This window comes from Actinomadura oligospora ATCC 43269, from assembly GCF_000518265.1.
Lineage (GTDB): Bacteria > Actinomycetota > Actinomycetes > Streptosporangiales > Streptosporangiaceae > Spirillospora > Spirillospora oligospora.
On record NZ_JADG01000016.1, the window covers coordinates 190,577 to 213,302 of the forward strand.

16 protein-coding genes and 1 tRNA gene are annotated in these 22,726 nt (G+C 72.1%); 8 read left to right on the forward strand and 9 right to left on the reverse strand.

All coding sequences use genetic code 11. From position 1 onward, the window contains the following. Positions 1-4: 4 nt before the first annotated feature. Complete coding sequence (locus P696_RS59120) at positions 5-1,075, reverse strand: DUF2510 domain-containing protein (RefSeq protein ID WP_342669039.1); 1,071 nt, start codon at positions 1,073-1,075, stop codon at positions 5-7. 422 nt (positions 1,076-1,497) lie between these two features. Here P696_RS59120 and P696_RS0124725 point away from each other — a divergent pair, with 422 nt between their 5' ends. Next, positions 1,498-2,316, forward strand: a complete 819-nt coding sequence (locus P696_RS0124725) for a uracil-DNA glycosylase (RefSeq protein WP_026414428.1) — start codon at positions 1,498-1,500, stop codon at positions 2,314-2,316. 1,236 nt (positions 2,317-3,552) lie between these two features. Here P696_RS0124725 and P696_RS52915 read toward each other — a convergent pair. Then, a complete protein-coding gene (locus P696_RS52915; RefSeq protein ID WP_051468111.1) occupies positions 3,553-4,209 on the reverse strand; it encodes a DUF4232 domain-containing protein in 657 nt (218 codons plus the stop codon). A gap of 205 nt (positions 4,210-4,414) precedes the next feature. On the opposite strand from P696_RS52915, the gene P696_RS0124735 reads away from it, so the two are divergent. From P696_RS0124735 to P696_RS0124750, 3 genes are all read left to right on the forward strand, one after another. Beyond that, the gene (locus P696_RS0124735) at positions 4,415-5,785 is read left to right on the forward strand and encodes an NAD(P)/FAD-dependent oxidoreductase (protein ID WP_026414429.1); all 1,371 of its coding nucleotides are present in this window, start codon (positions 4,415-4,417) and stop codon (positions 5,783-5,785) included. A 673-nt stretch (positions 5,786-6,458) separates the two neighbouring features. Continuing rightward, positions 6,459-7,706 (forward strand): class I SAM-dependent methyltransferase, encoded by a 1,248-nt coding sequence (locus P696_RS0124745; protein WP_026414430.1) that lies wholly within the window; start codon positions 6,459-6,461, stop codon positions 7,704-7,706. Positions 7,707-8,003: 297 nt separating this feature from the next. Continuing rightward, a tRNA-Leu gene (locus P696_RS0124750) sits at positions 8,004-8,076 on the forward strand. Positions 8,077-8,302: 226 nt separating this feature from the next. Here P696_RS0124750 and P696_RS0124755 read toward each other — a convergent pair. From P696_RS0124755 to P696_RS0124770, 4 genes are all read right to left on the reverse strand, one after another. Further along, positions 8,303-8,530: a DUF4287 domain-containing protein gene (locus P696_RS0124755; RefSeq protein WP_026414431.1), complete on the reverse strand. Its 228-nt coding sequence runs from the start codon at positions 8,528-8,530 to the stop codon at positions 8,303-8,305. Positions 8,531-8,817: 287 nt separating this feature from the next. Then, complete coding sequence (locus P696_RS0124760; protein ID WP_026414432.1) at positions 8,818-10,038, reverse strand: acetyl-CoA C-acetyltransferase; 1,221 nt, start codon at positions 10,036-10,038, stop codon at positions 8,818-8,820. A 160-nt stretch (positions 10,039-10,198) separates the two neighbouring features. Next, positions 10,199-11,596, reverse strand: coding sequence for an outer membrane protein assembly factor BamB family protein (locus tag P696_RS0124765; protein WP_034486764.1), 1,398 nt, complete (start codon positions 11,594-11,596; stop codon positions 10,199-10,201). Positions 11,597-11,753: 157 nt separating this feature from the next. Further along, positions 11,754-12,767, reverse strand: a complete 1,014-nt coding sequence (locus P696_RS0124770; RefSeq protein WP_034486611.1) for an SGNH/GDSL hydrolase family protein — start codon at positions 12,765-12,767, stop codon at positions 11,754-11,756. 186 nt (positions 12,768-12,953) lie between these two features. Here P696_RS0124770 and P696_RS0124775 point away from each other — a divergent pair, with 186 nt between their 5' ends. Beyond that, positions 12,954-14,336 (forward strand): cystathionine beta-synthase, encoded by a 1,383-nt coding sequence (locus tag P696_RS0124775; protein WP_026414435.1) that lies wholly within the window; start codon positions 12,954-12,956, stop codon positions 14,334-14,336. 247 nt (positions 14,337-14,583) lie between these two features. On the opposite strand, the gene P696_RS0124780 is transcribed toward P696_RS0124775, so the two are convergent. After that, on the reverse strand, positions 14,584-16,758 hold the full coding sequence (locus P696_RS0124780) for an MMPL family transporter (RefSeq protein WP_026414436.1): 2,175 nt from the start codon (positions 16,756-16,758) through the stop codon (positions 14,584-14,586). 174 nt (positions 16,759-16,932) lie between these two features. Here P696_RS0124780 and P696_RS0124785 point away from each other — a divergent pair, with 174 nt between their 5' ends. Then, a complete protein-coding gene (locus tag P696_RS0124785) occupies positions 16,933-18,099 on the forward strand; it encodes a cystathionine gamma-synthase (protein ID WP_034486613.1) in 1,167 nt (388 codons plus the stop codon). A gap of 176 nt (positions 18,100-18,275) precedes the next feature. Continuing rightward, positions 18,276-19,391, forward strand: coding sequence for an alpha/beta hydrolase (locus P696_RS47885; protein WP_245627798.1), 1,116 nt, complete (start codon positions 18,276-18,278; stop codon positions 19,389-19,391). A 67-nt stretch (positions 19,392-19,458) separates the two neighbouring features. On the opposite strand, the gene P696_RS0124795 is transcribed toward P696_RS47885, so the two are convergent. Beyond that, positions 19,459-20,004, reverse strand: a complete 546-nt coding sequence (locus tag P696_RS0124795; protein WP_026414439.1) for a hypothetical protein — start codon at positions 20,002-20,004, stop codon at positions 19,459-19,461. A 334-nt stretch (positions 20,005-20,338) separates the two neighbouring features. Between P696_RS0124795 and P696_RS56185 the strand changes: the two genes are divergently transcribed. Then, positions 20,339-20,476, forward strand: a complete 138-nt coding sequence (locus P696_RS56185) for a hypothetical protein (RefSeq protein WP_170026572.1) — start codon at positions 20,339-20,341, stop codon at positions 20,474-20,476. 194 nt (positions 20,477-20,670) lie between these two features. Here the strand turns inward: P696_RS56185 and P696_RS0124805 are convergent, their stop codons facing one another. Beyond that, on the reverse strand, positions 20,671-22,704 hold the full coding sequence (locus tag P696_RS0124805; protein ID WP_026414441.1) for a vWA domain-containing protein: 2,034 nt from the start codon (positions 22,702-22,704) through the stop codon (positions 20,671-20,673). Between the last annotated feature and the right edge of the window lie 22 nt (positions 22,705-22,726).

Here is a 22,726-nt window from a genome sequence, read left to right on the forward strand (position 1 = left end):
TGCCCTAACCCCCGCCCCGAAGCGCCGCGATCACCGCCGGCACGATCACCGCGTTGGGACTCTGCTGCGGGACGAACATCACGGCCGACCCGCCCCCCACCGGACGGATCCACACCCGTCCCTGCTCGACGACGGCGTCCCCCACCATCGCCCACGACACCGAGGCCTGCCCACTCCGCAGCCCTCCGGGATGGACGACCAGCCCCTGCGCCACCTCCACGGCCCCGCCCCCGCGAACCCGGGCCGCGATCCCGGCGACCAGCCGCGCCTCGGCCCGCTCACGGCACGTCTCGACCAGCCGCGTCCAGATCCCCTGCGCGTCATGGCTCCCTGACGAGTCGAGCACGATCTCGACGCGCCGCCCCGCCTGGAACGGATGGCGGCCGACCCGGAAGATCCACTGCGTCGGCAGGGCGGTCTTCCAGTACGCCGCCCACTCGACGTCCGCCCAGGCCATCGCGCTGCTCCCGAAGGAGACGACCTGATCGTCCACGGAGAGCACCAGCCCGCGCACCTCAGCGGTGACCCCCTCCGCCGACCGCTGCGCCACCACCCGGGACGGCCTCACCGGCTGCGGATTGAGCGCCTCGGTCCAAGCCTCCCCGTCCCACCACCGCAACTTGCTCTCACCCAACGGATCCGGATACCACCCAGGCCGCGTCATCCCCCACCCTCCATCCCCAACCCCACCCACCCGAACAACCCACGCCCCCGCCCCCCGCACGCGCCCACGCAAGGCCACGCCCGCAACACCCACGCACGGGCCCGCGCAGCGCGCCCGCCCGCGACATCCTGCGCGTCCACGAAGAACCCTCGCCTGCGATGCACGGGCCCACGCAAGCTTGGTGCCGCGGCGCGCAGGCGCTTGCCCGAGCCGCGCCCGCGGGGTCCACGCGCGTACCCGCGCAGCGCGCCTGCTTGCAACGTCCTGCACGTCCGCGAAGTACGCCCGCCTGCGATGCACGGGTCCACGCGGGGCCACGCGAGCCTGGTGCGGCGGCGCGCGGGTGCTTGCCCAAGGCGTGCGTCCGAGAGGTCCATGCGTGTGCCCGCGCAGCGCGTCTGCTCGCCACATGCGCCAGATCGCTGAGGCCCATGCGGGGAGGCGCAGGCCGGGCGCGCGTGGCGCGCGGCTCCACCAAGTTTCCGCGCGAGCCTCGCGCACGTGGCCAACCAGAGTGTCCGTCTGCGGCGTCCTGCGCGTGCCCGCGTGAGATCCACGCGTGGGAGACGAGCAGTGCGTCCGTGTGCGGTGTTCTGTGTGACACGGTGTGCGTGGTTCGTGCGCGAGCTCGTGTGCGGGTTCCGCATACGCCTCCGTCCACGGGCCTTCGCACTGGCTTTTCGCGCACAACGTCCGTCCGCGGCTTCACAGTTCCCCTCCAGCGTGGGAGGCATCGTACCGACGAGGCGTGTCCGTGATGTGCGTTTCGTCCCGAGGTGTCGTGATCGGCGTCCGGGCCGCATGCGGCCGGTCCGACGTGCGAGGATCGCAACATGAGCGACGCCGCCAACGCGCCTTACGTCCTGCCTGGAACGGGCTGGCCGGACGATCCCGCCGGGCCGGACACGCCCGTGGCGCACGACGCCGCCGAGGTCGCCGGGCTCGCCGCGTCCGCGCCCTCGCTGCACGAGCTCGTCGCGCGCCAGTCCGTCTGCCGCGCCTGCGACCGCCTCGTCGCGTGGCGAGAGAAGGTCGCCGTCGAACGGCGTCGCATGTTCGCGGACGAGCCGTACTGGGGACGTCCCGTCCCCGGATGGGGCGATCCCGAACCCGGGATCCTCATCGTCGGCCTCGCCCCGGCCGCGCACGGCGGCAACCGCACCGGACGCATCTTCACCGGCGACCGCTCCGGCGACTGGCTGTTCGCGTCCCTCTACCGGGTCGGCCTCGCGAACCAGCCCACCAGCGTCCGCGCCGACGACGGCCTGCGCCTCCTCGGCGCACGGATGGCCGCGACCGTCCGCTGCGCCCCGCCCGACAACAAGCCGACCCCCGCCGAACGCGACACCTGCCGCCCATGGATGGCCCGTGAGATCGCCGACGTCGCCCCGTTCGTCCGCTGCGTGGTCTGCCTTGGCGGATTCGCCTGGCAGGCCGTCTGGCCCGCCCTGGACCAGGCCGGATACACCCTGCCCCGCCCACGCCCCAAGTTCGGCCACGGCGTGGAAGCCGAGATCACCGGCCCCGGCGGAACCCCCGTCACCCTCCTCGGCTGCTACCACCCGAGCCAGCAGAACACGTTCACCGGCCGCGTCACCGAGGACATGCTCGACACCCTCTTCACCCGCGCCAAAACCCTCGCCACGCCCTGACAAACGCCACCCACCACCCCCGGCACGCACACAAGGCGACCTTCCTCGACCTGTCTGACAACGCCTTCGCCCCACCAGGGGACGCCGCCACTCACTCGGAAGACGGTGCCCTTCGATGCGCGCCGAGTCTCGTCGGACGGTCCGCTCCACACGTCCAATGCTGGAACGTCGTGATGTCCAGAGACGTTGCCGCTGATCTGCTGCGGCCCAGCCCGCTCCCCACGGATGCGCCATCGCTCTGGTGGGTTGGCGCCGAGCCCGCCGTGCATCAGACCACCGGAGGCCACGCGATGCGGACGTGCGGCCCACGCAGGACAGGTCGCAGGTATCCCCGGACGAGTCGGACCCTTGTGTTCGCCCGCGTGCGAGGTAGCGAGCGTTGCCACCTCTCAGCTGGTGACTGTCCCTCAGCGGCTGGGTCGGGCCGGGCCGGAGCGGGGCCGGGCCGGAGCGGGGCCGGGCCGGAGCGGGGCCGGGCCGGAGGGGGCCAGGCCGGAGCCGGAGCGGGGCCGGAACCGGGGGCCAGGGGCCGAGGGCGTGAGGCCGAGGGCGTGGGGCGCGTGGCTGGCCGTCGCGGATGGAATGTGCCTGTCTCACGGCCGGGTAGCCCGCTCTCACATGCGCGCTAGGTGTGGGGCGAGCCCGGACGTGAGGCAAATATGCCCAGGTCAAGCCCGATAGGCGTGCAGGTAGGAGGTGCCGGGCAGGGGCCAGGTCACCCCTCGTCGTCCCTCGGGGCAGGGCGGCGACTGGCGGGGTGGTGGACGGCCGGGCTGGCGGACGACACCCCTGGCCAGGTTCTCATGTCGCGGGGGGCCGGGACGCGGTCTGGGAGGCAGCCCGCCACGGCCTGGGGCGGGCGAATCTCAGAAAGCCACCTGCCCTAACGCGACTCCGCCAGGACGCCGCCTGCCCTAACGCGACTCCGCCAGGACGCCGCCTGCCCTAATGCGCGTCCCCGGGACGGTCGCCTGCCGCACTGTGCGTTCCCGGGGCGCCCGCCTTGCCCAACTGCGTGCCCGCCAGAATGGCACCGCCCAAACACGCGCCCCCAGAGCGCCGCCTGCCGCACTGCGCGACATCCAGGACGCCACCTGGCTTACTGTTCGACGCCCAGGCACGCATCCCGCGAGGTTGTCGGCAGTTGATGGCCGAACCCGGGCCGACGTGCTCCTCCGCCCCGCGATGCACGCACCTGGATGCTGGTCGCCACGGGTGCCGACTTTGAGGCGCGTCCTAGTGAGGCGCCGGCGGGGTCGGGGTGAGCGGGTTGACGTCGATCTGGCCGTGGAGGCAGACGGGGCCGAGGTTCCAGGACGCGCGGACCCAGGTGCGCTCGTCCGGCGGTATGACGTGGAGGGCGGTCGGCGTCGGCTCGCACGGGCCGGTCTCGCTCTCGCCGTTGCCCGGGACGGCCGCCCAGTGCAGAAGCGTGTAGGCGTGCCCGCCCGGATTCACGGTGAAGGCCTGGGGCGAGCCCTGGCGGCGCGTGGAGGCCGGGATGGCCGGGTTCTGCGGGTTGGCGAGGCCCAGGCCCGGGAATCCGTACACCCGGCAGGCGTGGCCCGAGACGTTGGTGAGAGTCAGCCGGGCGTAGCGGTTGCCCGCAGCGGCGCCGAGTCCCGTGACACCGGCGTTCCAGACGGGCGCCGGACAGCGCCCGACGCCGCCACGGCCCGTACCGCCGCCGGTGCCACCGCCCGTACCGCCACCGGATCCGCCGCCCGTACCGCCACCGCCGGTGCTGCCCGGGGCGGACGAGCTGGAGGCGGTGCCTCCCGCGGACCCCGTGGTCTTGCCGTCGCTGCCCTTCCCGTTGAGGGAGAACGTGCAACCGGTCGCCATGACGGCGACGGCGGCCGCGACGAGCGAAGCCTGGACGATGCGTGACATGTCGTCTCCCCTGGACTGTGGTGATCCCGTGGTGGCGGGGCAGGGCCGTGGCCAAGCGGCCCCCCGAAACTGCCGCTTGGCGCCCCCGTCTGGCCCTGTCCCGCCGTTTTCGCGATACACATGGTGAGATGCCGGACTTGCTCAAGATGTTCGGATGTGTGGCGCATGGGGTGAGCGCGTCCTCCGCCCGGGTACCGCTACCGGTATGTCTGTCGAGAGGATTCCCCCGTCCGCCAAGCACATCGTGATCGTCGGGGGCGGATATGTCGGCATGTACACCGCGCTTCGGCTGCAGCGCAGGCTGCGCCGCGAACTCCGGCGCGGAGAGGTCGCGGTGACGGTCGTCGACCCGCAGTCGTACATGACCTACCAGCCCTTCCTGCCGGAGGCCGCCGCGGGCAACCTCGAACCGCGCCACGTCGTCGCGCCGCTCCGCCGCGTCCTGAAACGCTGCCGGGTGTTGAACGGACACGTCGTCGGCATCTCCGCCGAGCATCATGTGGTCCAGGTCCGTCCGGCCGGGGCCGCCGAATCGGAGCAGGGCGCGGACGGGACGCTGGAGGTGCCCTACGACCGGCTGGTGGTGGCGCTCGGATCGATCTCGCGGACGTTGCCGATCCCCGGGCTGGCCGAGTGCGGGATCGGGTTCAAGACCGTCGAGGAGGCCATCTACCTGCGCAACCACGTGCTTCACCAGCTGGACATCGCCGTCTCCAACGACGATCCGGAGGTGCGGCGGCGTGCGCTGACCTTCGTCTTCGTCGGAGGCGGGTTCGCCGGAGTGGAGGCGCTGGCGGAGCTGGAGGACATGGCGCGCGACGCCTGCCGCTGGTATCCGCCCGTCCGGCGCGAGGACATGCGCTGGATGATGGTCGAGGCCGCCGACCGGATCCTTCCGGAGGTCGGGCCCGAGATGGGGCGGTGGACGGTCGAGGCGCTGCGCGGGCGCGGCATCGAGGTCAAGCTCGAGACGTTGCTGAAGTCCGCCGAGGGCGGTCACATCGTGCTCAGCGACGGCGAGAGGTTCGACGCCGGGACCCTGGTCTGGACGGCCGGAGTGAAGGCCCACCCGATGCTCCGGAAGACCGACCTCCCCCTGGACGACAAGGGCCGCGTGAAGGCCACCGCCGAGCTGACCGTCGAGGGCCACCCCGAGATCTACGCGGCCGGGGACAACGCGCGCGTCCCGGACCTGAGCGGATTCGGCGAGTTCACCGCGCCGAACGCCCAGCACGCCGTCCGGCAGGCTCGCACGCTCGGCGACAATCTGGCCGCCGACCTGCACGGCAGGCCGCTGACCCCGTACAAGCACGCCTACGTCGGGTCGGTCGCGGGCCTCGGCCTGCACAAGGGGGTGGCGAACGTCTACGGCGTGAAACTCCGCGGGCTGGTCGCCTGGTTCATGCACCGCACGTACCATCTGTCTCGAATGCCGACGGTCAACCGAAAGTTCCGAGTCACTCTGGACTGGACGCTCGCCCTGTTCTTCCGCCGCGAGATCGTGTCCCTGGGCGAACTGTCCAGCCCGCGCGCGCAGTTCGAACTCGCCACCGAGCGCCGCCCGGAGGACCGCTGACCACCGGTTCGGCCGCCGCGTTCGACCTGGCAGGCGAAGCCGACCCAGGCGACCGGAGGGACGGCCGGGCCAGCAGACCCGGCCGAACCAACCGAGTCGGCTGGCAGACCGGCCGAGCCGACCGGGTCGGCCAGGCCGTTCGAGTCGGCAAGGCTGATCGGATCGGTCGGGTTGATCGGATCGACTAGGGCGTGTCTCGAAGTTGGCGGCCGTGGCGAGCGGCGTCCGGGTGCGTGCATCGTGGGGGCGGAGGAGGGAGTCGGCCCGGGTTTGGCCGTCGACCGACGACAACCCCGCGAGGTGCGTGCCTGGGCGTTGCGCAGTAGGGCAGGTGGCTTTGAGACACGCCCTAGGTCGGCCAGGCCAGCCGGGACAGCTGGGCTGATCAGGTCGGCCGAGCCGACCGGATCGGCCGAGCGGGCCGCTTCGGCTGGCGGATTGGCCGGGCCGATCGAGTCGGTCGGGTTGATCGGGGCGGCTAAGTCGGCCGGGCCCGGCTGGGGCGGCTGACGGATCGGCCGGGCCAGCCGGGTGGCTGGGCTGGTCGGATCGGCCGAGCCGACCAGGGAGGCCGGGCTGGTCGGGTGGGTCCGAGCGGTCCGGGCGGTTGGGCGGCGAAGGCTGGTCGGGACGGTGTGGGTGGTTGGGGAGACGGACGTGAGGGAGAACGCGGGTGAGTGAGGGCGTGGCCGGGCGGCTGGGGCCGTTGCTGGCGCGGATCCTGCTCGGGGAGGCGGACGCGCCTGCCGCGGAGCTGCCGATCCGGGTGAAGGCGTGGGACGGCAGTTCGGTCGGGCCGGACGGGGCTCCCGCCTTCGTCGTGAGGCACCGCAGGGCCCTGCGCAGGATGCTGTGGAAGCCGGGCGAGATCGGGCTCGTGCGCGCGTACGTCGCGGGGGAGCTGGACATCGAGGGCGACGTCTTCGACGCGCTGGAGGCCGTGCAGCAGGTGATGCGGATCGGGGACGAGCCGATCCGGCTGAGCGGCGAGGACAAGCGCGAGATCGTCCGGACGGCGGTCATGCTCGGCGCGGTCGGCACCGAGCCGCGTCCGCCCGCCGAGGAGTTCCCCGCCGGGGACACGCGCGATGTCTCCGGACCGCTGGAGGCGCCCGCCGACTTCTTCACCCAGATGCTCGGCCCGTCGCTGGCGACCTCCACGGGGATGTGGGACCAGGCCGTGGACCTGGAGGACGCCCAGCGCGCAGCGCTCGAGGCCGTCGCCGACAGGCTCGGCCTCTTCTCCGGCGCGCGTGTGCTGGACCTCTCCGGCGGCTGGGGCGCGTTCGCCCACCACGCCGCCGCCGACCACGGCGCGCGCGTCGTGTCGCTCGTCCGGACCCCGGAACAGGCCGAGTACATCCGTGAGCGCTGCGCCGACCTGCCCGTGGACCCGCGCGTCGGCGACCTGAGCATCGCCGGGGACGGCCCGTACGACGCGATCGCCGGGCTCGCCGGTGTGGACGCGCTCGACCCGCCGTCCGACCGCCTGTACGCGCTGCTGGCGCCCGGTGGCCGGCTGCTCCTCCAGCAGCAGACGCGCCGCCCCGGGCCGCACCAGATCCGTCGCACCTTCACCACCTCCTACATGTTTCCAACGGATGGCGAGCTCAGAACGTTGGGGTCGATCGTCGGCGGACTTGAGGAAGCCGGTCTCGAGGTGCGCGGAACGGCGGCCCTCCGCGAGCACCACGCCCGGACGCTGCGGGCCTGGGCGGCGGCCCTGCGCCTGCACTGGCCGACCGCCGTCGAGCGTGCCGGTGTCGGACGCGCCCGCGTGTGGCTCCTCTACCTAGCCGCGTCCGCGCTGGCCTGCGAGAGCGGCCGGGTCGGCGTTCACGCGATCACCGCCGTCCGCCGCGACCGCGACGGCCGCGCCGGGACCACCCTCGTCGAGGACCGCGCCGTCCTCCGCCGCTGACCCCTTCCCCATGCCACGTCCCCGGCCTCAAGGCGCCAACCCTGGTCCACGTCCCCGATCTCGAACCGCCGACCCGGTCCACGTTCCCGAGCCGGCGCCTCGAGCCGGCGCATCGAATCGCGGACTCGAAGCGTTGGTGGCTTTGGTGAACCGGGCCGGGATTTGTGGCGTTGAAGTCGGTCACCGGGGGGTGAACGTGTTATTTCGCCCGGAGTGGTGGTGGTTCTGGACGTGGAACGGGTCACGGTCGTGAATTACTTCCGGTGAATTCCGTGTACCGCCGGTATGCTGGCGCGCGCCCCTGTGGCCCAACGGCAGAGGCAGGCTCCCTAAAAGAGCTTTTGTGTCGGTTCGAATCCGACCAGGGGCACAGCGAGCCCCCGGCCCCCCTCGGCGGCCGGGGGTTTCCCTCGATCTCCGGAACCTCGGCGGAAAAGCGGACGAGCAGCCCCTCGCCGGAAGCGGAGACCGGCGAGGGGCTGCTCGTCTGCGGGAACTCGGCGCCACGGTCGCGCTCGCGTAGCGTCGCGACGGCGGGGGCTGTCCGGTGGCGGGTTCCCGCGAAGCCGTTCGGTTGTCTCGGTGGCGGGTTCTCTTCAGTAGTGGCGTTCGCGCCGGGTCCGCTCGTGCTCGCGCACGAGGGCGGCGGCGTAGCCGTGAGAGAGTCCGTGTTCCGCGGCGAGCCACGTCGTCCGTTCGTCGCAGCGCAGGAACGAGGGACCGTTCTCGATGGTGGTGAACCACTCGGGGATGTCACGTCCTGTGACCTTCGGGATGCGTGCGATGAGCTTGGTGTGCGTCTCCGACGAGTGGTTCAGTGACATAGGCACCTCCATGTCGCGGGGCTCTTCAGCCGACTGTGCAACACCTGCCCGAATGTGACAACCCCCTAACGCGGACCTATCCATCACGTAACGTAGATCATTCGTAAAGTGGCGGACGTGGGCGAACACGCAGGTGGCCCGGGTTCTCCGCGAAAACCCGGGCCACGCTGGTTCGACACTAAGTGATCACGCCGCCGGGACGCCGCACCCGCTCCACCGCGAAACGGGGAGCCCTCCGGCCCGGCGAACGCCGGGGCGGGCGGGGAGCGGCGCGTCCGGCCGGACGGTCAGGACAGGCGCTCGAGGACCATCGCCATGCCCTGGCCGCCGCCGACGCACATGGTCTCCAGGCCGAACTGCTTGTCGTGGAACTTCAGGCTGTTCAGCAGGGTGGAGGTGATCCGCGCGCCGGTCATGCCGAACGGGTGGCCGACCGCGATCGCGCCGCCGTTGACGTTCAGCTTGTCCATGTCGACGCCGAGCTGCTCGGCGGACGGCAGCACCTGCGCCGCGAACGCCTCGTTGATCTCGACCAGGTCGATGTCGCCGATGCTCATCCCGGCCTTGGCGAGGGCCCGGGTGGACGCCTCGACCGGGCCGAGGCCCATGATCTCCGGCGACAGCCCGGACACGCCGGTCGACACGACCCGGGCGAGCGGGGTGATGCCCAGCTCGGCGGCCTTGGTGTCGCTCATCACGATCACGGCGGCGGCGCCGTCGTTCAGCGGGCAGCAGTTGCCCGCGGTGACCGTGCCGTCCGGCCGGAACACCGGCTGGAGCTGGGACACCTTCTCGTAGGTGGTCCCGGCGCGCGGGCCGTCGTCCTTGCTGACGACCGTGCCGTCCGGCAGCTCGACCGGGGTGATGTCGGTCTGCCAGAAGCCGTTCTCGTAGCCCTTCTCGGCGAGGTTCTGGGAGCGGACGCCGAACTCGTCCTGCGCCTGCCGGGTCACGCCGTAGGCCTGCGCGACGTTCTCGGCGGTCTGGCCCATCGCGATGTAGACGTCCGGCAGCGCGCCGTTCTCGCGCGGGTCGGTCCACACCTCGGCGCCGCCCTCGGCGCGCTTGGCGGTCCGCGCCTCGGCGTCGGCGAACAGCGGGTTCTGGGTGTCGGGCAGGCCGTCCGAGCTGCCCTTGGCGAACCGCGACACCATCTCGACGCCGGCCGAGACGATCACGTCGGCCTCGCCCGCCTTGATCGCGTGCAGCGCCATCCGGGTGGTCTGGAGCGAGGACGAGCAGTACCGGGTGATCGTCGCGCCGGGCACGTTGTCCCAGCCGAGCAGCACCGACACCACGCGGCCCATGTTGTAGCCCTGCTCGCCGCCGGGCAGGCCGCAGCCGAGCAGCAGGTCGTCGATCTGGTCCGGGCCGAGCTGCGGGACCTTGGCCATGGCCGCCTGGACCATGCGCGCGGTGAGGTCGTCGGGGCGCAGGTCCTTCAGCGACCCCTTGAAGGCCCGTCCGATGGGGGAACGCGCGGTGGCGACGATGACTGCCTCGGGCATTGCGTGACTCCCTGTTCTACGGGACCTTCCGGTCCGGTCTCGTACCGGCCGGCGGTCTGGTTACTCGCCGGTCACCTCCGCAATCTAGCCGCTGCCGCCGGGGTGGGCACACGCCGGGTCCGCCGCTTCGTCCCGAACCGGCCGACGGCTTCTGTGTGGGTCAGGGACCGTACATGCCGGGAGCGCTGCCCTTCGCGTCGTGGAGGGCGTGCAGCGTGCCGGACTCGTCCCGCCAGACGCGCCAGCCGTCGTTCGAGCCGGTGTACCAGCCGGGCGGCGCGCCGGGGCCGGTGATCCGCCGACCGCTGCCCAGGTCGTAGCCGCAGAGCGGGGCGATCGGGTAGAAGCCGGGCAGTCCGGTGATCTTCAGGGGGGACGGCCGGGCCGCGCAGAACGACCACGTGCGCAGCCCGCGCGCCTGGACCGGCGCCGCGTTGTCCAGCGCGACCGCGCGCCCCGGACGGTCCGGGGTGAGGAACCCGATCCGGCTCATGTCGGACGGCAGCGACAGCGACCAGGCCGAACGCGGCGCGCGGTCCGCCGGGACGGTCGCGGTCGTCCGGCCGGTCGCGGGGTCGAGCCGTTCGAACCCGCCGTCCGCGCCGTCCGTCGTGACCGAGCGCGTGATCAGGGAGATCGCGGGGCTGGCGCTTGGGTAGACGCGCAGCCGCCTCGGACGCGTCCAGACGAGACCGCCGTCCGCGAGCCGCACCGAGAAGAACCCGAACGGCGTGGGCGCCTGGCCGTGCCCACCCTGGTAGGGGCCGATGTAGCCCACGAGCGTCCCCCCAGACGCCCCAGACGCCCCAGACGCCCCAGACGCCCCGGAGGCCCCGGACGCCGCAGGCCCCGCAGACGACGTGGGCGACCCGAACGCCCAGCCGCCCGAGAGGTTCACGCCGTTCCCGACGGCCTCCTCGACCGGGTACGTCCAGAGCGTCCTGCCGCCGCGCAGGTCGTGCGCCTCCAGCGACGGATGCCTCGTCATGCGCAGGACGACCACGCGCGACGCGTCCGCCCACTCGGCCTCGGCGACGCCGCCCATGCGCCACAGCTCCCGGCCGTTCGCGGACGGATCGAGCGCCACGAAACGGGCGTCGTTCCCGGCCGTCCGCTCGGTGAGGCACAGCATCGGACCGCACGCCTGCGGGCCGAACGTCGTCCGGACGTCCCTGGTCCAGAGCAGCACGCCGGTCCGGGCGTCGCGCGTGACGAGGATCCCGCCCCGGCCCCGCGGCTCGACCGCCGCGACGAAGCGCCCGGACACCGCCGGGGGCTGGACGCCCTGGCCCGGCGTCCGGCCGAGCATCGTCGCGGGCCTGGCCCACAGCCGCTTGCCCCTGGCCAGGTCGAACGTGTCGGTCTCCAGCGCGCCGTCCGGACGCAGCGCCGTCACCGCCGCGATCCCGTCCCGGACCTCGGCCTTGCTCACCACGTCCAGCCCCGGCGCCGACCACCCCTGCGACCCCATCGCGTCGGGAGCGCCGCCGGAACACCCCGCGAGCGCCGCGCACACCGCGCACACCGCCGCCGCCCCGCCCCAACGCGCCTTCCGCATCCCGCACGAGCCCATGGCGGCACCCTCACTCCCACACCGGACGGACCGAATCAGTGCGGAACGTAGCAGTGCGAACACACACCGGAGGCGGTTTCTCGAACTCCCCGAGAACCCCGCCCCCGGCGCGCATCGCCGGGCTCCGACCCCCAGCGCGAGGTCAGGCGGCGTGGGACTCGGCGGCGGACTCCGACGGCGAGCGGCGGACGCGCCGGGCGCGACGGAGAAGCGTGGCCCAGCGGCCCCGCGGACCCCGGTCGTGACCGCCGACGCGCGCGCCGCTGACCTCGGTCCCCGGCTTCTCGGCGGCCTCGGCGGCGGCCAGGTAGACCGGCAGGACGCCTTCGCCGCGCCGCGCGTCCGGCAGCGGATCCAGGTCGGGTTCGAGGGTGAGGGCCGCGGCCATCGACGGCAGCATGGCCATCGCGGCGGCCGCGTAACCCCGCGCGGACGGGTGGTAGCGGTCCGCGCTGAACATCCCGGCGGGATCGGCGGCGAACTCGCGTCCGAGCAGGTCGCCGAGGGAGACCGAGCGTCCGCCGCGCTCCACGACGGCGATCGTCTGGGCGGCGGCGAGCTGCCGGCTGGCGCGCCGCGCGATCCACTTCAGCGGCTGCATCAGCGGCTTGACCGAGCCGAGGTCGGGGCAGGTGCCGACCACGACCTCGCTGCCCGCCTCGCGCAGCCGCTCGACCGCCCGCGCCAGGTGCCGGACGGCGTCGGCGGAGCGCACCCGCGAGGTCACGTCGTTCGCGCCGACCATGATCACCGCGATCTGCGGTGAGGCGGCCAGCGCCCGCTCGACCTGGTCCTCCAGGGCCTCGGAGCGCGCGCCGGACCTGGCGACGTTGACCAGCAGGACGGGACTTCCCGCGATCGAGGACAGCCCGTCCGCCAGCAGCGCCGCCGGGGTCTCGCCGGGGGAGTGGACGCCCAGGCCCGCGGCCGTCGAGTCGCCGAGCATCGCGAACGTCAGCGGTTCGCCCGGCAGCCGGGCCCCGTACACGCCGTCCGCCCGCGGCGGATCGCCGTTCGGCGTGGCCTGGATGATCCGCCGGGCGAACCGGACCTCCACCATCACCAGGCCGACCGTGATCCCGCTCAACGCGGTGATCCCGCCGCCGCCGTAGGCCGCCGCGGCCGCGACACGCCGCGCGGTGAACGCTCCCGCCATCGTCGTCACCCTCCGTCAGAGCAGGGCACTCGCCCCCGTAGGGTGGAGATGCCCGGCCACGTCCAACTGGGCTACCGTCGGGAACCGGAAACTATCCGGAACCGTATTCCCTCCTGCTTCGGTAAACACTGCCGTGCTGGGATGTCATCCAGATTTCGCTTCGTTGATCACGACAAGGATGTCGCGATGCAGGTGCATGACTCGCTCGTCGAACTGATGGGCAACACGCCGCTGGTCCGGCTGCGCAACGTGACCCGTGGCATCACCCGGCCGTCCGGGCCGCAGGTGCTCGCCAAGGTCGAGTACTTCAACCCCGGCGGCTCGGTGAAGGACCGCATCGCGGTCCGGATGATCGACGCCGCGGAGAAGTCCGGGCAGCTCAAGCCCGGCGGGACGATCGTGGAGCCGACCTCCGGCAACACCGGCGTCGGCCTCGCCATCGTCGCGCAGGAGCGCGGCTACCGGTGCGTCTTCGTCTGCCCGGACAAGGTCGCCAAGGACAAGATCGACGTCCTGCGCGCCTACGGCGCCGAGGTCGTGGTCTGCCCGACCGCGGTCTCGCCCGAGCACCCCGACTCCTACTACTCGGTGTCGGACCGGCTCGCCGCCGAGATCGAGGGCGCCTGGAAGCCGAACCAGTACACCAACCCGAACAACCCGCGCTCGCACTACGAGACGACCGGCCCGGAGATCTGGGAGCAGACCGAGGGCCGCATCACGCACTTCGTCGCGGGCATCGGCACCGGCGGGACGATCAGCGGCACCGGCCGCTACCTCAGGGAGATCTCCGGCGGGCGCGTCCAGATCATCGGCGCCGACCCCGAGGGCTCGGTCTACTCCGGCGGGACGGGCCGTCCCTACCTCACCGAGGGCGTCGGCGAGGACATCTGGCCCGAGACCTACGACCGCGACATCTGCGACCGGGTCATCGCCGTGTCCGACAAGGACTCCTTCACCATGACGCGCCGCCTCGCCCGCGAGGACGCGCTGCTGGTCGGCGGATCCTGCGGCATGGCGGTCGTCGCGGCCCTCCGCGTCGCCGAGGAGGCCCCGGACGACGCGGTCATCGTCGTCCTGCTCCCGGACGGCGGCCGTGGCTACCTCTCCAAGATCTTCAACGACGACTGGATGAGCAACTACGGCTTCCTGGCGGCCCCGACCGAGGAGGCCACGGTCGGCGAGGTGCTCATGCGCAAGGGCGGCGCGCTTCCCGAGTTCGTGCACACCCACCCGCACGAGTCCGTCCAGACCGCCGTCGCGATCATGCGCGAGTACGAGGTGTCGCAGCTCCCCGTCATGAAGGAGGAGCCGCCGGTCATGGCCGCCGAGGTCATCGGCTCGGTCAGCGAGTCCGACCTGCTCGACCTGCTGATCCGCGACCGCGGCCGTCTCTCCGAGCCGGTCGAGTCGCACATGGCCGCGCCCCTGCCGACCATCGGCTCCGGCGAGCCGGTGACCAAGGCCGTCCCCATCCTGGAGAAGTCCGGCGCCGCCGTCGTCCTCGTCGACGGCAAGCCCAAGGGCCTCATCACCCGGCAGGACCTCATCGCCTTCCTGGCGGCCCACTGATCGAGGATCCGGAACGTCCGGCCCTCCGCCGACGCCCTGGCCCCCACGACGTAGAACGGCCCTCCCTCGAAAGAGGGAGGGCCGTTCGCATGAACGGAGACCCTGCCGAGGAGAGGGCCCCGGGAGGCGGGCACGACAAGGCCCCGGAAACCGTGGGGTTTCCGGGGCCTTGGTCTTCCCCTGGGTCGGGGCGCGCGCCGGGGGGTGTGGGCGGCTTGGATAGTCCCGGCGCGCGTCCCGACGTCTTCTAGTAGCGGCTTCCCGTCGGGGCGTACGGGTTGTCGGCCATCGGGTCCTGCGGCGGCGCGGCCTGGACGGGCGCGCGGCGGGCGGTGCCGCCGTGGCCCGGCCACCAGGCCGCGCGGCCCAGCAGGGCCGTGATGCTCGGCACCAGGAACAGCGCCATGACGAAGGCCGACAGGGCGATGCCCATCGCGATGGAGAAGCCCATCTGCTGGAGCATCGACACCTTGGCCAGCAGCATCACCGAGAAGGTCGCGGCCAGGATGAGACCGGCGGCGGCGATCGTCGGGCCGCTGTGCTGGACGGCCAGCGCGGCGGCGCGGCGGGGCTCGTGGCCCTCCTTGGCCTCCTCACGAAGCCGTGCGGTGATCAGGATGTTGTAGTCCGTGCCGATGGCCAGCACGAACAGGTACAGCATGATCGGCAGGTGGAAGATCTCGCCCTCTGTGCCCTGGATGCCCTGGAAGACGAACACCGAGGCGCCCATGGTGGCGGCGAAGCCGAGCAGCACCGCAGGCACCAGGTAGAGCGGGGCGACGATCGAGCGGAGCAGCGCCAGCAGGATCAGCGCGATCAGCGCGGCGGCGACCGGGAGGATCACCGACAGGTCGCGGTTGACCACCTTGTTCATGTCGCTGTAGATCGCGGTCGCGCCGCCGACGTACAGCTTGGTGCCCGCCGGGGTGATCTTGTGCGCCGCGGGGCCGAGCTTGTCCTTGACCAGGGTGATCGAGGCGTTGTCGTTCGGGTTCTGCTTCAACAGGAGGTCCACCCGGACGACGTCGCCCTTGGCGCTCGGCACCCCGGGCTGGACGGTCCCGACGCCCGGCAGCGTCTTGGCCTTCTCACGGAACTCGGCGACCGAGGTCTTCGGGACGGCCCCGCCGTCGGTGGACTTCAGCAGCACCTGGACCGGGGTGGTCAGGCCGGGCGGGAAGCCCTTCTGCATGTCCTTGGCGGCCTGCGCCGACTCGGTGTTCTGCGGGAAGCCGGACTGGAAGTCGTAGTCGGCCTTGAAGGAGAACGCGCCCGCCGCGAGCGCGATCATGAGCGCGCCGGTGCCGAGGGCCACGATCAGCGGACGGCCGCCGACGAACTTGCCGAGGCTGACCGAGGCGCGGGCCTTCGGCTGCTTCTTCCAGGACTTGGACGGCCAGAACGTCGCCGTGCCGAGGAGCGACAGCAGCGCCGGGACGAGGGTCAGCGAGGTGATGCCCATGGCCACGACGGCGATGGCCAGCGACGGACCCCAGGCGGCGAACAGGCCGAACGACGCGAGCATGAGCACCAGGAACGTCGCGGCGATGGCCGCGGCGGCGGAGGTGATGACCTCGCCGACCCGCTCGACCGCGGTGATCAGGGCGGTCTTCTTGTCCTCTCCGGCGCGCAGGCGTTCCCTGTACCGGAACAGGACGAACAGGTAGTAGTCGGCGCCGACTCCGAACAACACGATCGTCAGGATGATCTGGAGGCTGTCGTCGGTCGAGAAGTTCAGCAGGTGCGAGGCCAGGCCGATCAGCTTGGTCGTGACGACCTCGGTCAACATGATCACCAGGATCGGCAGCAGTGCCGCCAACGGCGCCCGGAAGATCAGCAGGATCAGGCCGATGATCAGGATGAACGTCGCGCCCGACACGATCGCCATCGACTGTGCGAACGACTTCTCGTTGTCGGTGAAGGCGGCCGTGTCACCGCCGACCTTCGCCGTCAGGCCGGACCCGAGCACGGACGGGATGTCCTTGCGCATGTCCTTGATGGCCTGGCCCTGGGCCTTCTGCGCCTTGCTGTCCGTCCCGGTCATCGGGACGCTGATGATCTGCACGGCCTTGTTCGGCGCCAGGGTCTGCGGACCGGCCATGAAGCCCTGGACGGACTTGTAGTGCTTGTCGGTCAGCGCCTTGGCCGCGGCCGTCACCTTGGCCGAGTCGGCGGGCGTGATGGGCGCGCCGTCGGTGCGCTTCACGACCACGAACGCGGTGGCGTCCTCGTGCTGCGGGAAGGCTTCCGACAGCACCTTCGTGGCCTGGATCGATTCGTACTTGGAGGGCATGAAGTCCTTCTGGTCGGACTTCTTCTTCGCGCCGGGCGCGAGGAAGACGACCAGAACGCCGATGATCAACCAGGCCACGATCGTGTACCACGGATGTCTCACGACGAAGCGCGCGAGCCGTGCGAACATGCAAGCGTCCTTCAGGTAGGGCCGAGACGGGAGGGATGGGGGTCGCGATTACCTCTCCAACGGTAGAGATCGCGAGCGCCGGTTTGGTCACCCGGTGAGCCGAAATGGCGGCCCATACCTGGGGGGGATGGCCTCATCCTCTGGGAGGGGGGCGGGGTGGATAACCTCGTGCCTATGGACAACGAGGTTCCCCAGGGCAACATCCCTGAGCAGGGGTTCGAGACGCTGGCGATCCACGCCGGACAGGAGCCGGACCCGACGACGGGCGCGGTCGTCCCGCCGATCTACCAGGTCTCCACCTACAAGCAGGACGGCATCGGCGGGCTGCGCGGCGGGTACGAGTACTCGCGCTCCGCCAACCCCACCCGCACGGCGCTGGAGGAGTGCGTCGCGGCGATCGAGGCGGGGACGCGCGGCATGGCGTTCGCGTCGGGCCTGGCCGCCGAGGACACGATCCTGCGGACGCTGCTGCGCCCCGGTGACCACGTGGTCATCCCGAACGACGCCTACGGCGGCACCTACCGGCTGTTCGCGAAGGTCGCGGCGCCGTGGGGGGTCTCCTACGACCCCGTCCCGCTGGGGGACGTCACGGCGGTGCGGGCCGCGATGCGCCCGGAGACCAAGATCGTGTGGGTGGAGACCCCGACCAACCCGCTGCTCGGCATCTCCGACATCGCCGCGCTCGCGGCCGTCGCGCACGAGGCGGGCGCGCTGCTGGTGGTCGACAACACCTTCGCGTCGTCCTACCTGCAGCAGCCGCTGACGCTGGGCGCCGACATCGTCGTCCACTCGACGACCAAGTACATGGGCGGGCACTCGGACGTGGTCGGCGGCGCGCTCGCCGTCCGCGACGCCGAGCTCGGCGAGCGGCTGGCGTTCAACCAGAACTCGATGGGCGCGGTCGCCGGGCCGTTCGACGCCTGGCTGACGCTGCGCGGCATCAAGACCCTCGGCGTCCGGATGGACCGGCACTGCGACAACGCCGAGAAGGTCGTCGAGATGCTGACCTCGCACCGCGCCGTCAAGCAGGTGCTCTACCCCGGCCTGCCGGACCACCCCGGCCACGACGTCGCGGTGAAGCAGATGCGGCGGTTCGGCGGCATGATCTCGTTCCGCACGTGGTCGGAGGAGGACGCCGTCCGGATCTGCGAGGCGACCAGGCTGTTCACGCTCGGCGAGTCCCTCGGCGGCGTCGAGTCGCTGATCGAGCACCCGGGCCGGATGACGCACGCGTCCGCGGCCGGGTCGCCGCTGGAGGTCCCGTCCGACCTGGTCCGGCTGTCGGTCGGCATCGAGGACTCGGCCGACCTGCTCGCCGACCTGGAGCGCGCGCTCGGCTGATCACCCCCACGCCGCCGCGCCTTTCGTCGCGCCTTCGCGCCGATCTTCTTCGGCGCGAAGGCGCAGGTGGTTCCCCGGCTCGCCGTGAAGGTGGGCCGGGGACCGGTCGCGCGGATGATCAAAGTCGTATGATGTGCCCGGGATCGCCCGGAAGCGGGTGTCCGAAAGGGGTTGGAGTGCGCAGAGTTCTGGTCGGCGGCGCGGCCTTCGCCGCGGCGTGCGTGTCCGCCGCGTCGGTGCCGGGGAACGCGGACGCGTCCCCGCTCCCCACCCCCGGGACGACCCTCGGGCCCGTCTCCCCGCCCACGTTCCCGCCCCCGTCCGGGCCGGAGAACGACGACGCGGGCGGCAACCCGTCGCCGACGGGCACGCCCTCCGAGACCCCGTCCACCGGGACGTCCTCGCCGACGACCACGCCGTCCGGCACGCCCGGCGCCGACCCGAGCGCCACCGTGACCGGCAAGGCCGTCATGGTCACGCCGAAGCTGCCGAAGTTCAGGACGTTCGCCTACGGCAAGAACGCCCGGCAGCGCGTGGACGTCTACTGGCAGGCCGCGAACCCCAAGGACAAGAAGAACAAGAAGGCCAAGGCCCGTCCCGGCGTCTTCCTGCTGCACGGCGGTTACTGGCTGGAGGGCGACAAGGGGTCCTGGAAGTACCTCGCGCGCCGCCTCACCGCGCAGGGCTTCACCGTGTTCGCCGCGAACTACCGGCTGGCGACCACCGCGAAGTGGCCCGCGCAGCGCGACGACTCGCTCGCGGCGCTCGCCTTCGTGCGCAAGCACGCCACGTCCTTCAACCTCGACCCGAGCCGCGTCGCGGTGCTCGGGTCGTCCGCGGGCGGGCTGCTCGCGACCCAGCTCGGCACCCTGGACGACGGCGCCAGGCGGGTCCGCGGCGTGGCCGCGCTCTCCCCGGTGAACACGCCCTACCTGGCCTTCCAGGACGGCGGAGCCATGGACGCGACGGCCTCCCAGCGCAAGCTGCGCGGCGCGGTCGACAAGCTCGTCGGCTGCGAGCCGGGCGGCGCCGTCACCTCCTGCTGGAACAAGCTGGACGACGCGAACGCCGCCTCCCACGTCTCGCGCGGGGACGCCCCGATGCTGCTCTTCCACAGCGCCCGTGACTTCGTCCCGGCGACGCAGAGCACCGCCCTCGCGGGCGCGCTGCGCACGGCGGGCGTGCCGGTCACGGTCAAGACCGTCCAGGGCCGCATGCACGGCGGCGCCCTGCTGATCGACCCGACCGTCTACCCGACGCTGCTGGCCTGGCTGAAGGCCCGCACCGCCTGACGGACGCGAACACCGACGACGAAGGGCCGCGCATCCGAGCGCGGCCCTTCGTCGTCCGTGGGGCGGGTCAGTGCCACACCATCATGATCAGGATGACGATCCAGATGAGGGCGATCACCCCGGAGAACGCGGCGATGCGTCCGCGCTCGACGGCGGCGACGTCGTCGGACGGGACGGCCGTCGGCTCACCCTTCCCCTTGTGCTTGGCCTTGTCCTTGGGCTTCTCGTCGGCCTTGACCTCGGAGGCGGTCCCGGCGGTCTCGGCCGCGGCCGTGGCGGGCGCCTCGGCGGCGGCCTCCAGCAGGAGGCGGACGGCCTTGCGCTGGTCGCGCTCCACCAGGAACAGCAGGGCGAGCGCCACGATGAACAGCGTCATGGACGCCGAAAGCCAGACCTTGGCGAAGTCGCCCTTGGCGAGGATCAGCCCGAACAGGAAGACGGCCAGCGACCCGAAGGCGTAGATCGCCGTCGTCCGGTTCAGGTACCGGAGGATCGCGACGTCCCGCTTGCGGATGTAACGCGGCGTGGCCATGGTCGCGGCCGTGAGCGGTCCGAGGGTGAAGATCGCGGAACCGATGTGCAGGATCAGCAGCAGGCGGTCGGAACTCGACATGCCCCGACCCTAACCTGCGGGGATCCGGACGGCGGGGACCCTGAAGTCATCCGGACCCGCGGACGGCATGATCGGCACGGCGGCCCGGAGAAAGTGTGGGCCCGGGGAAGTGGGCCGGGGGATGCGGGGCCGGAAACAGTGGAGGCCGCCCGGCGCGGGAGCGCCGGGCGGCCGCCCGGCCGGGCGCGCTAGGCGGAACCGGCCGAATGGGGCATCCCCGTTAGCGCGTGGAAGGCAGCGGCGCAGGCTGCGGCGCAGGCTGCGGAGGCTGGCAGTGGCCCCCGTCCTTCATCGGGCCGGGCGGGCAGCCCCAGTGGCCCATGCCGTGCATGCCGTGCATGTGGTGCATGTGATGGTGGCCGTGGTGATGCATGTGGTGATGCATGTGGTGATGCATGTGGTGATGCATGTGGTGATGCATGTGGTGGTGTCCCATGGGCATGGGCGTTTCGTCGGCGAGCGCCGATCCTGAGCCGAGCGCGATCATGGCGGCAGCGCCGAATCCGGCGGCGATCACGCCGAGGAGCGGTCGTCGGTACGTCGTCACTATTTCCCCTCCGATGGCACTCAGGGTGCCCTAATGTTCACTCCGCGTATTGACTCCCCGGTGTGATCGGCGGGTAATCCTGTTCCTCGGCAAAGCCGCGTCCAACGACGGCCCGGGGCTCAGCGGCCTCCGCCGCGGCGAACGCGCAGGTAGTCGCTGACGACGTACTCGCCGAGCCGGTCGGCGTCGGGCGCGAAGACCCGGCCGCCGTTGCGGCGGGCCACCTCGTCCACGAACGCGACCAGGCGGCGGTCGTCGGCGAGCATGAAGAAGTTCAGCGCGGCGCCGCGCCGGGTCATCTTGTCCACCTCGGCCGTGGTGAGGACGAGGGTGTCGGCGGACGGCGGGTAGTCGAACCAGGACCGGCCGTCCGGGCGCAGGTGGGCGGTCGGCTCACCGTCGGTGACCACCAGGACGATCGGCTCGAAGTCGGGATGCCGGTCCAGGTGCCGTCCGGCGATCATCAGGGCGTGGTGCAGGTTGGTGCCCTGGACCATGTCCCAGTCCAGGCCCGCCATCTCGGTCGGGTGCAGCACGCGGGCGTAGTTGGAGAACCCGATGATCTGGATGGCGTCCTGCGGGAACTTGCTGGTCACGAGGGTGTGCAGGGCCAGCGTGGTCTGCTTGGCGGCGGCCCAGGTGCCGCGCAGCACCATCGAGTAGGAGAGGTCGACCAGCAGGCAGACGGCGGCGGCGCTGCGCCGCTCGGTCTCCTTGACCTCGAAGTCGTCCACGCTGAGCTTCACCGCGCGCAGCCTGCCACCCGACCCGGCCGCCGCGGATCCGGCGGGCACGGGGGAGTCAGCGGACCCGGCGGGCGCGGCGGGTGTCATGGCGGAGCGCCGGACGGCGTTGGAGACCGTCCGGACGACGTCGAGGGGCTGTTCGTCGCCGAACCGCCACTCGCGCGTCGAGCCGGTCAGCTCGCCCGCCTGGCCCGCGTCGTGCCGGTCGTGGTCGCCGGACCGTCCCGCCGTGAGCTGCGAGAACACCCGCCGAAGCGCGGTCTCGCCGAGCCGCCGGACGGCCTTCGGGGTCAGTTCGAGCTCCCCCCGGCGCCGCTGCAGGTAACCCTGCCGCTCGAGCTCGGCCTCCAGCCGCCGCAGCGCCGCGAGATCGTCGACCGCGGACCGGCCGAGGGCGCGCCGGACGGCCTCCTCGTCGACGTCGTCCAGCCGGGCGCCCGGATAGTCCTGGCCGAGCGAGGTCTCCAGCTCGGCCAGGTCGGCGAGCTCGGCGAGCGCGCCGGTGGCGTCGCCCATGCCGAGCGGCTCGTCCCCGGTCATCTGCTCGGGCGTGCCCCAGGCCAGGTCGGGACGGCGGGCGCGCAGCGACTCCGACAGCCGGGTCATCTCCAGGGAGAGGCCCGCGTCCCGCATGACCTGGTCCATCAGCCCGGACAGCTCGGCGCGCTGCTCGGGCGTCAGGGACGCCATGAGCCGGTCCATCGCGGCGGCGCGGCGGGCCAGCGAGTCGACCAGCTCCTCCAGGTCGGACGGGTTCTCCGGGAAGAACTCGCCGTACTCCCGCATGAACCGGTCGAAGTCCTCCTGGGTGTGCTCGCCGCGCGCGTCCCTGTCGAGCATGTCGTTGAGCGCGGCCATCATGTCCCGGACGCGTTCCATGGCGGCCGGGTCCTGGTTCGCGAGGGCCTGCCGCATGCCCTCGAACTGGGAATCCAGGATCTCGCTGCGCAGCAGGCCCTTGAGGCGCTCGAACGTCTCGCGGGCGGCGTCCGAGCGCCACCGGTAGTCCGACAGCCGCCGGACGGCCTGCGCGGTGTCGGACGGCAGCGCGTCCAGCTCGGCCTCACGCAGGCGCGCGTCGTCGGACGGATCGGGGAACAGCTCGGCGCGCTCCTGCCCGATCGCGGTGTCGAGCAGCGCGCGGACCTGCTCCAGCGTGCCGTCCACCCGGCCGCGTCGCCGCAGCTCACGCCGTCTCTGGCGGACCTCGCGGAGCAGGTCGTCCAGCCCGCGCCGGTTCCGGGCGTCGTTCGGCAGGCCGCGGCGGAGCAGCTCGCGCAGCGCGTCGCCGGGCCGGGTGCCCTCCAGCACCGAGTCGCCGAGCGCGTCCAGCGCCTCCCGGACGTCGTAGGGCGGGGCGAGCGGGTCCGGGCCCTCGGTGTACGCCCCGTACCGGTAACGGCTCATGCCAACCTCAAAGGGTCACGGG

What these genes read in the sequence shown, in the direction of transcription:
- P696_RS59120 (WP_342669039.1), bottom strand. Translation starts at nt 1,075, where the DNA reads ATGTGGCGAGCAGACGCGCTGCGCGGGCACACGCATGGACCTCTCGGA.
- P696_RS0124725 (WP_026414428.1), top strand. Translation starts at nt 1,498, where the DNA reads ATGAGCGACGCCGCCAACGCGCCTTACGTCCTGCCTGGAACGGGCTGG.
- P696_RS52915 (WP_051468111.1), bottom strand. Translation starts at nt 4,209, where the DNA reads ATGTCACGCATCGTCCAGGCTTCGCTCGTCGCGGCCGCCGTCGCCGTC.
- P696_RS0124735 (WP_026414429.1), top strand. Translation starts at nt 4,415, where the DNA reads ATGTCTGTCGAGAGGATTCCCCCGTCCGCCAAGCACATCGTGATCGTC.
- P696_RS0124755 (WP_026414431.1), bottom strand. Translation starts at nt 8,530, where the DNA reads ATGTCACTGAACCACTCGTCGGAGACGCACACCAAGCTCATCGCACGC.
- P696_RS0124760 (WP_026414432.1), bottom strand. Translation starts at nt 10,038, where the DNA reads ATGCCCGAGGCAGTCATCGTCGCCACCGCGCGTTCCCCCATCGGACGG.
- P696_RS0124765 (WP_034486764.1), bottom strand. Translation starts at nt 11,596, where the DNA reads ATGCGGAAGGCGCGTTGGGGCGGGGCGGCGGCGGTGTGCGCGGTGTGC.
- P696_RS0124770 (WP_034486611.1), bottom strand. Translation starts at nt 12,767, where the DNA reads ATGGCGGGAGCGTTCACCGCGCGGCGTGTCGCGGCCGCGGCGGCCTAC.
- P696_RS0124775 (WP_026414435.1), top strand. Translation starts at nt 12,954, where the DNA reads ATGCAGGTGCATGACTCGCTCGTCGAACTGATGGGCAACACGCCGCTG.
- P696_RS0124780 (WP_026414436.1), bottom strand. Translation starts at nt 16,758, where the DNA reads ATGTTCGCACGGCTCGCGCGCTTCGTCGTGAGACATCCGTGGTACACG.
- P696_RS0124785 (WP_034486613.1), top strand. Translation starts at nt 16,933, where the DNA reads ATGGACAACGAGGTTCCCCAGGGCAACATCCCTGAGCAGGGGTTCGAG.
- P696_RS0124795 (WP_026414439.1), bottom strand. Translation starts at nt 20,004, where the DNA reads ATGTCGAGTTCCGACCGCCTGCTGCTGATCCTGCACATCGGTTCCGCG.
- P696_RS0124805 (WP_026414441.1), bottom strand. Translation starts at nt 22,704, where the DNA reads ATGAGCCGTTACCGGTACGGGGCGTACACCGAGGGCCCGGACCCGCTC.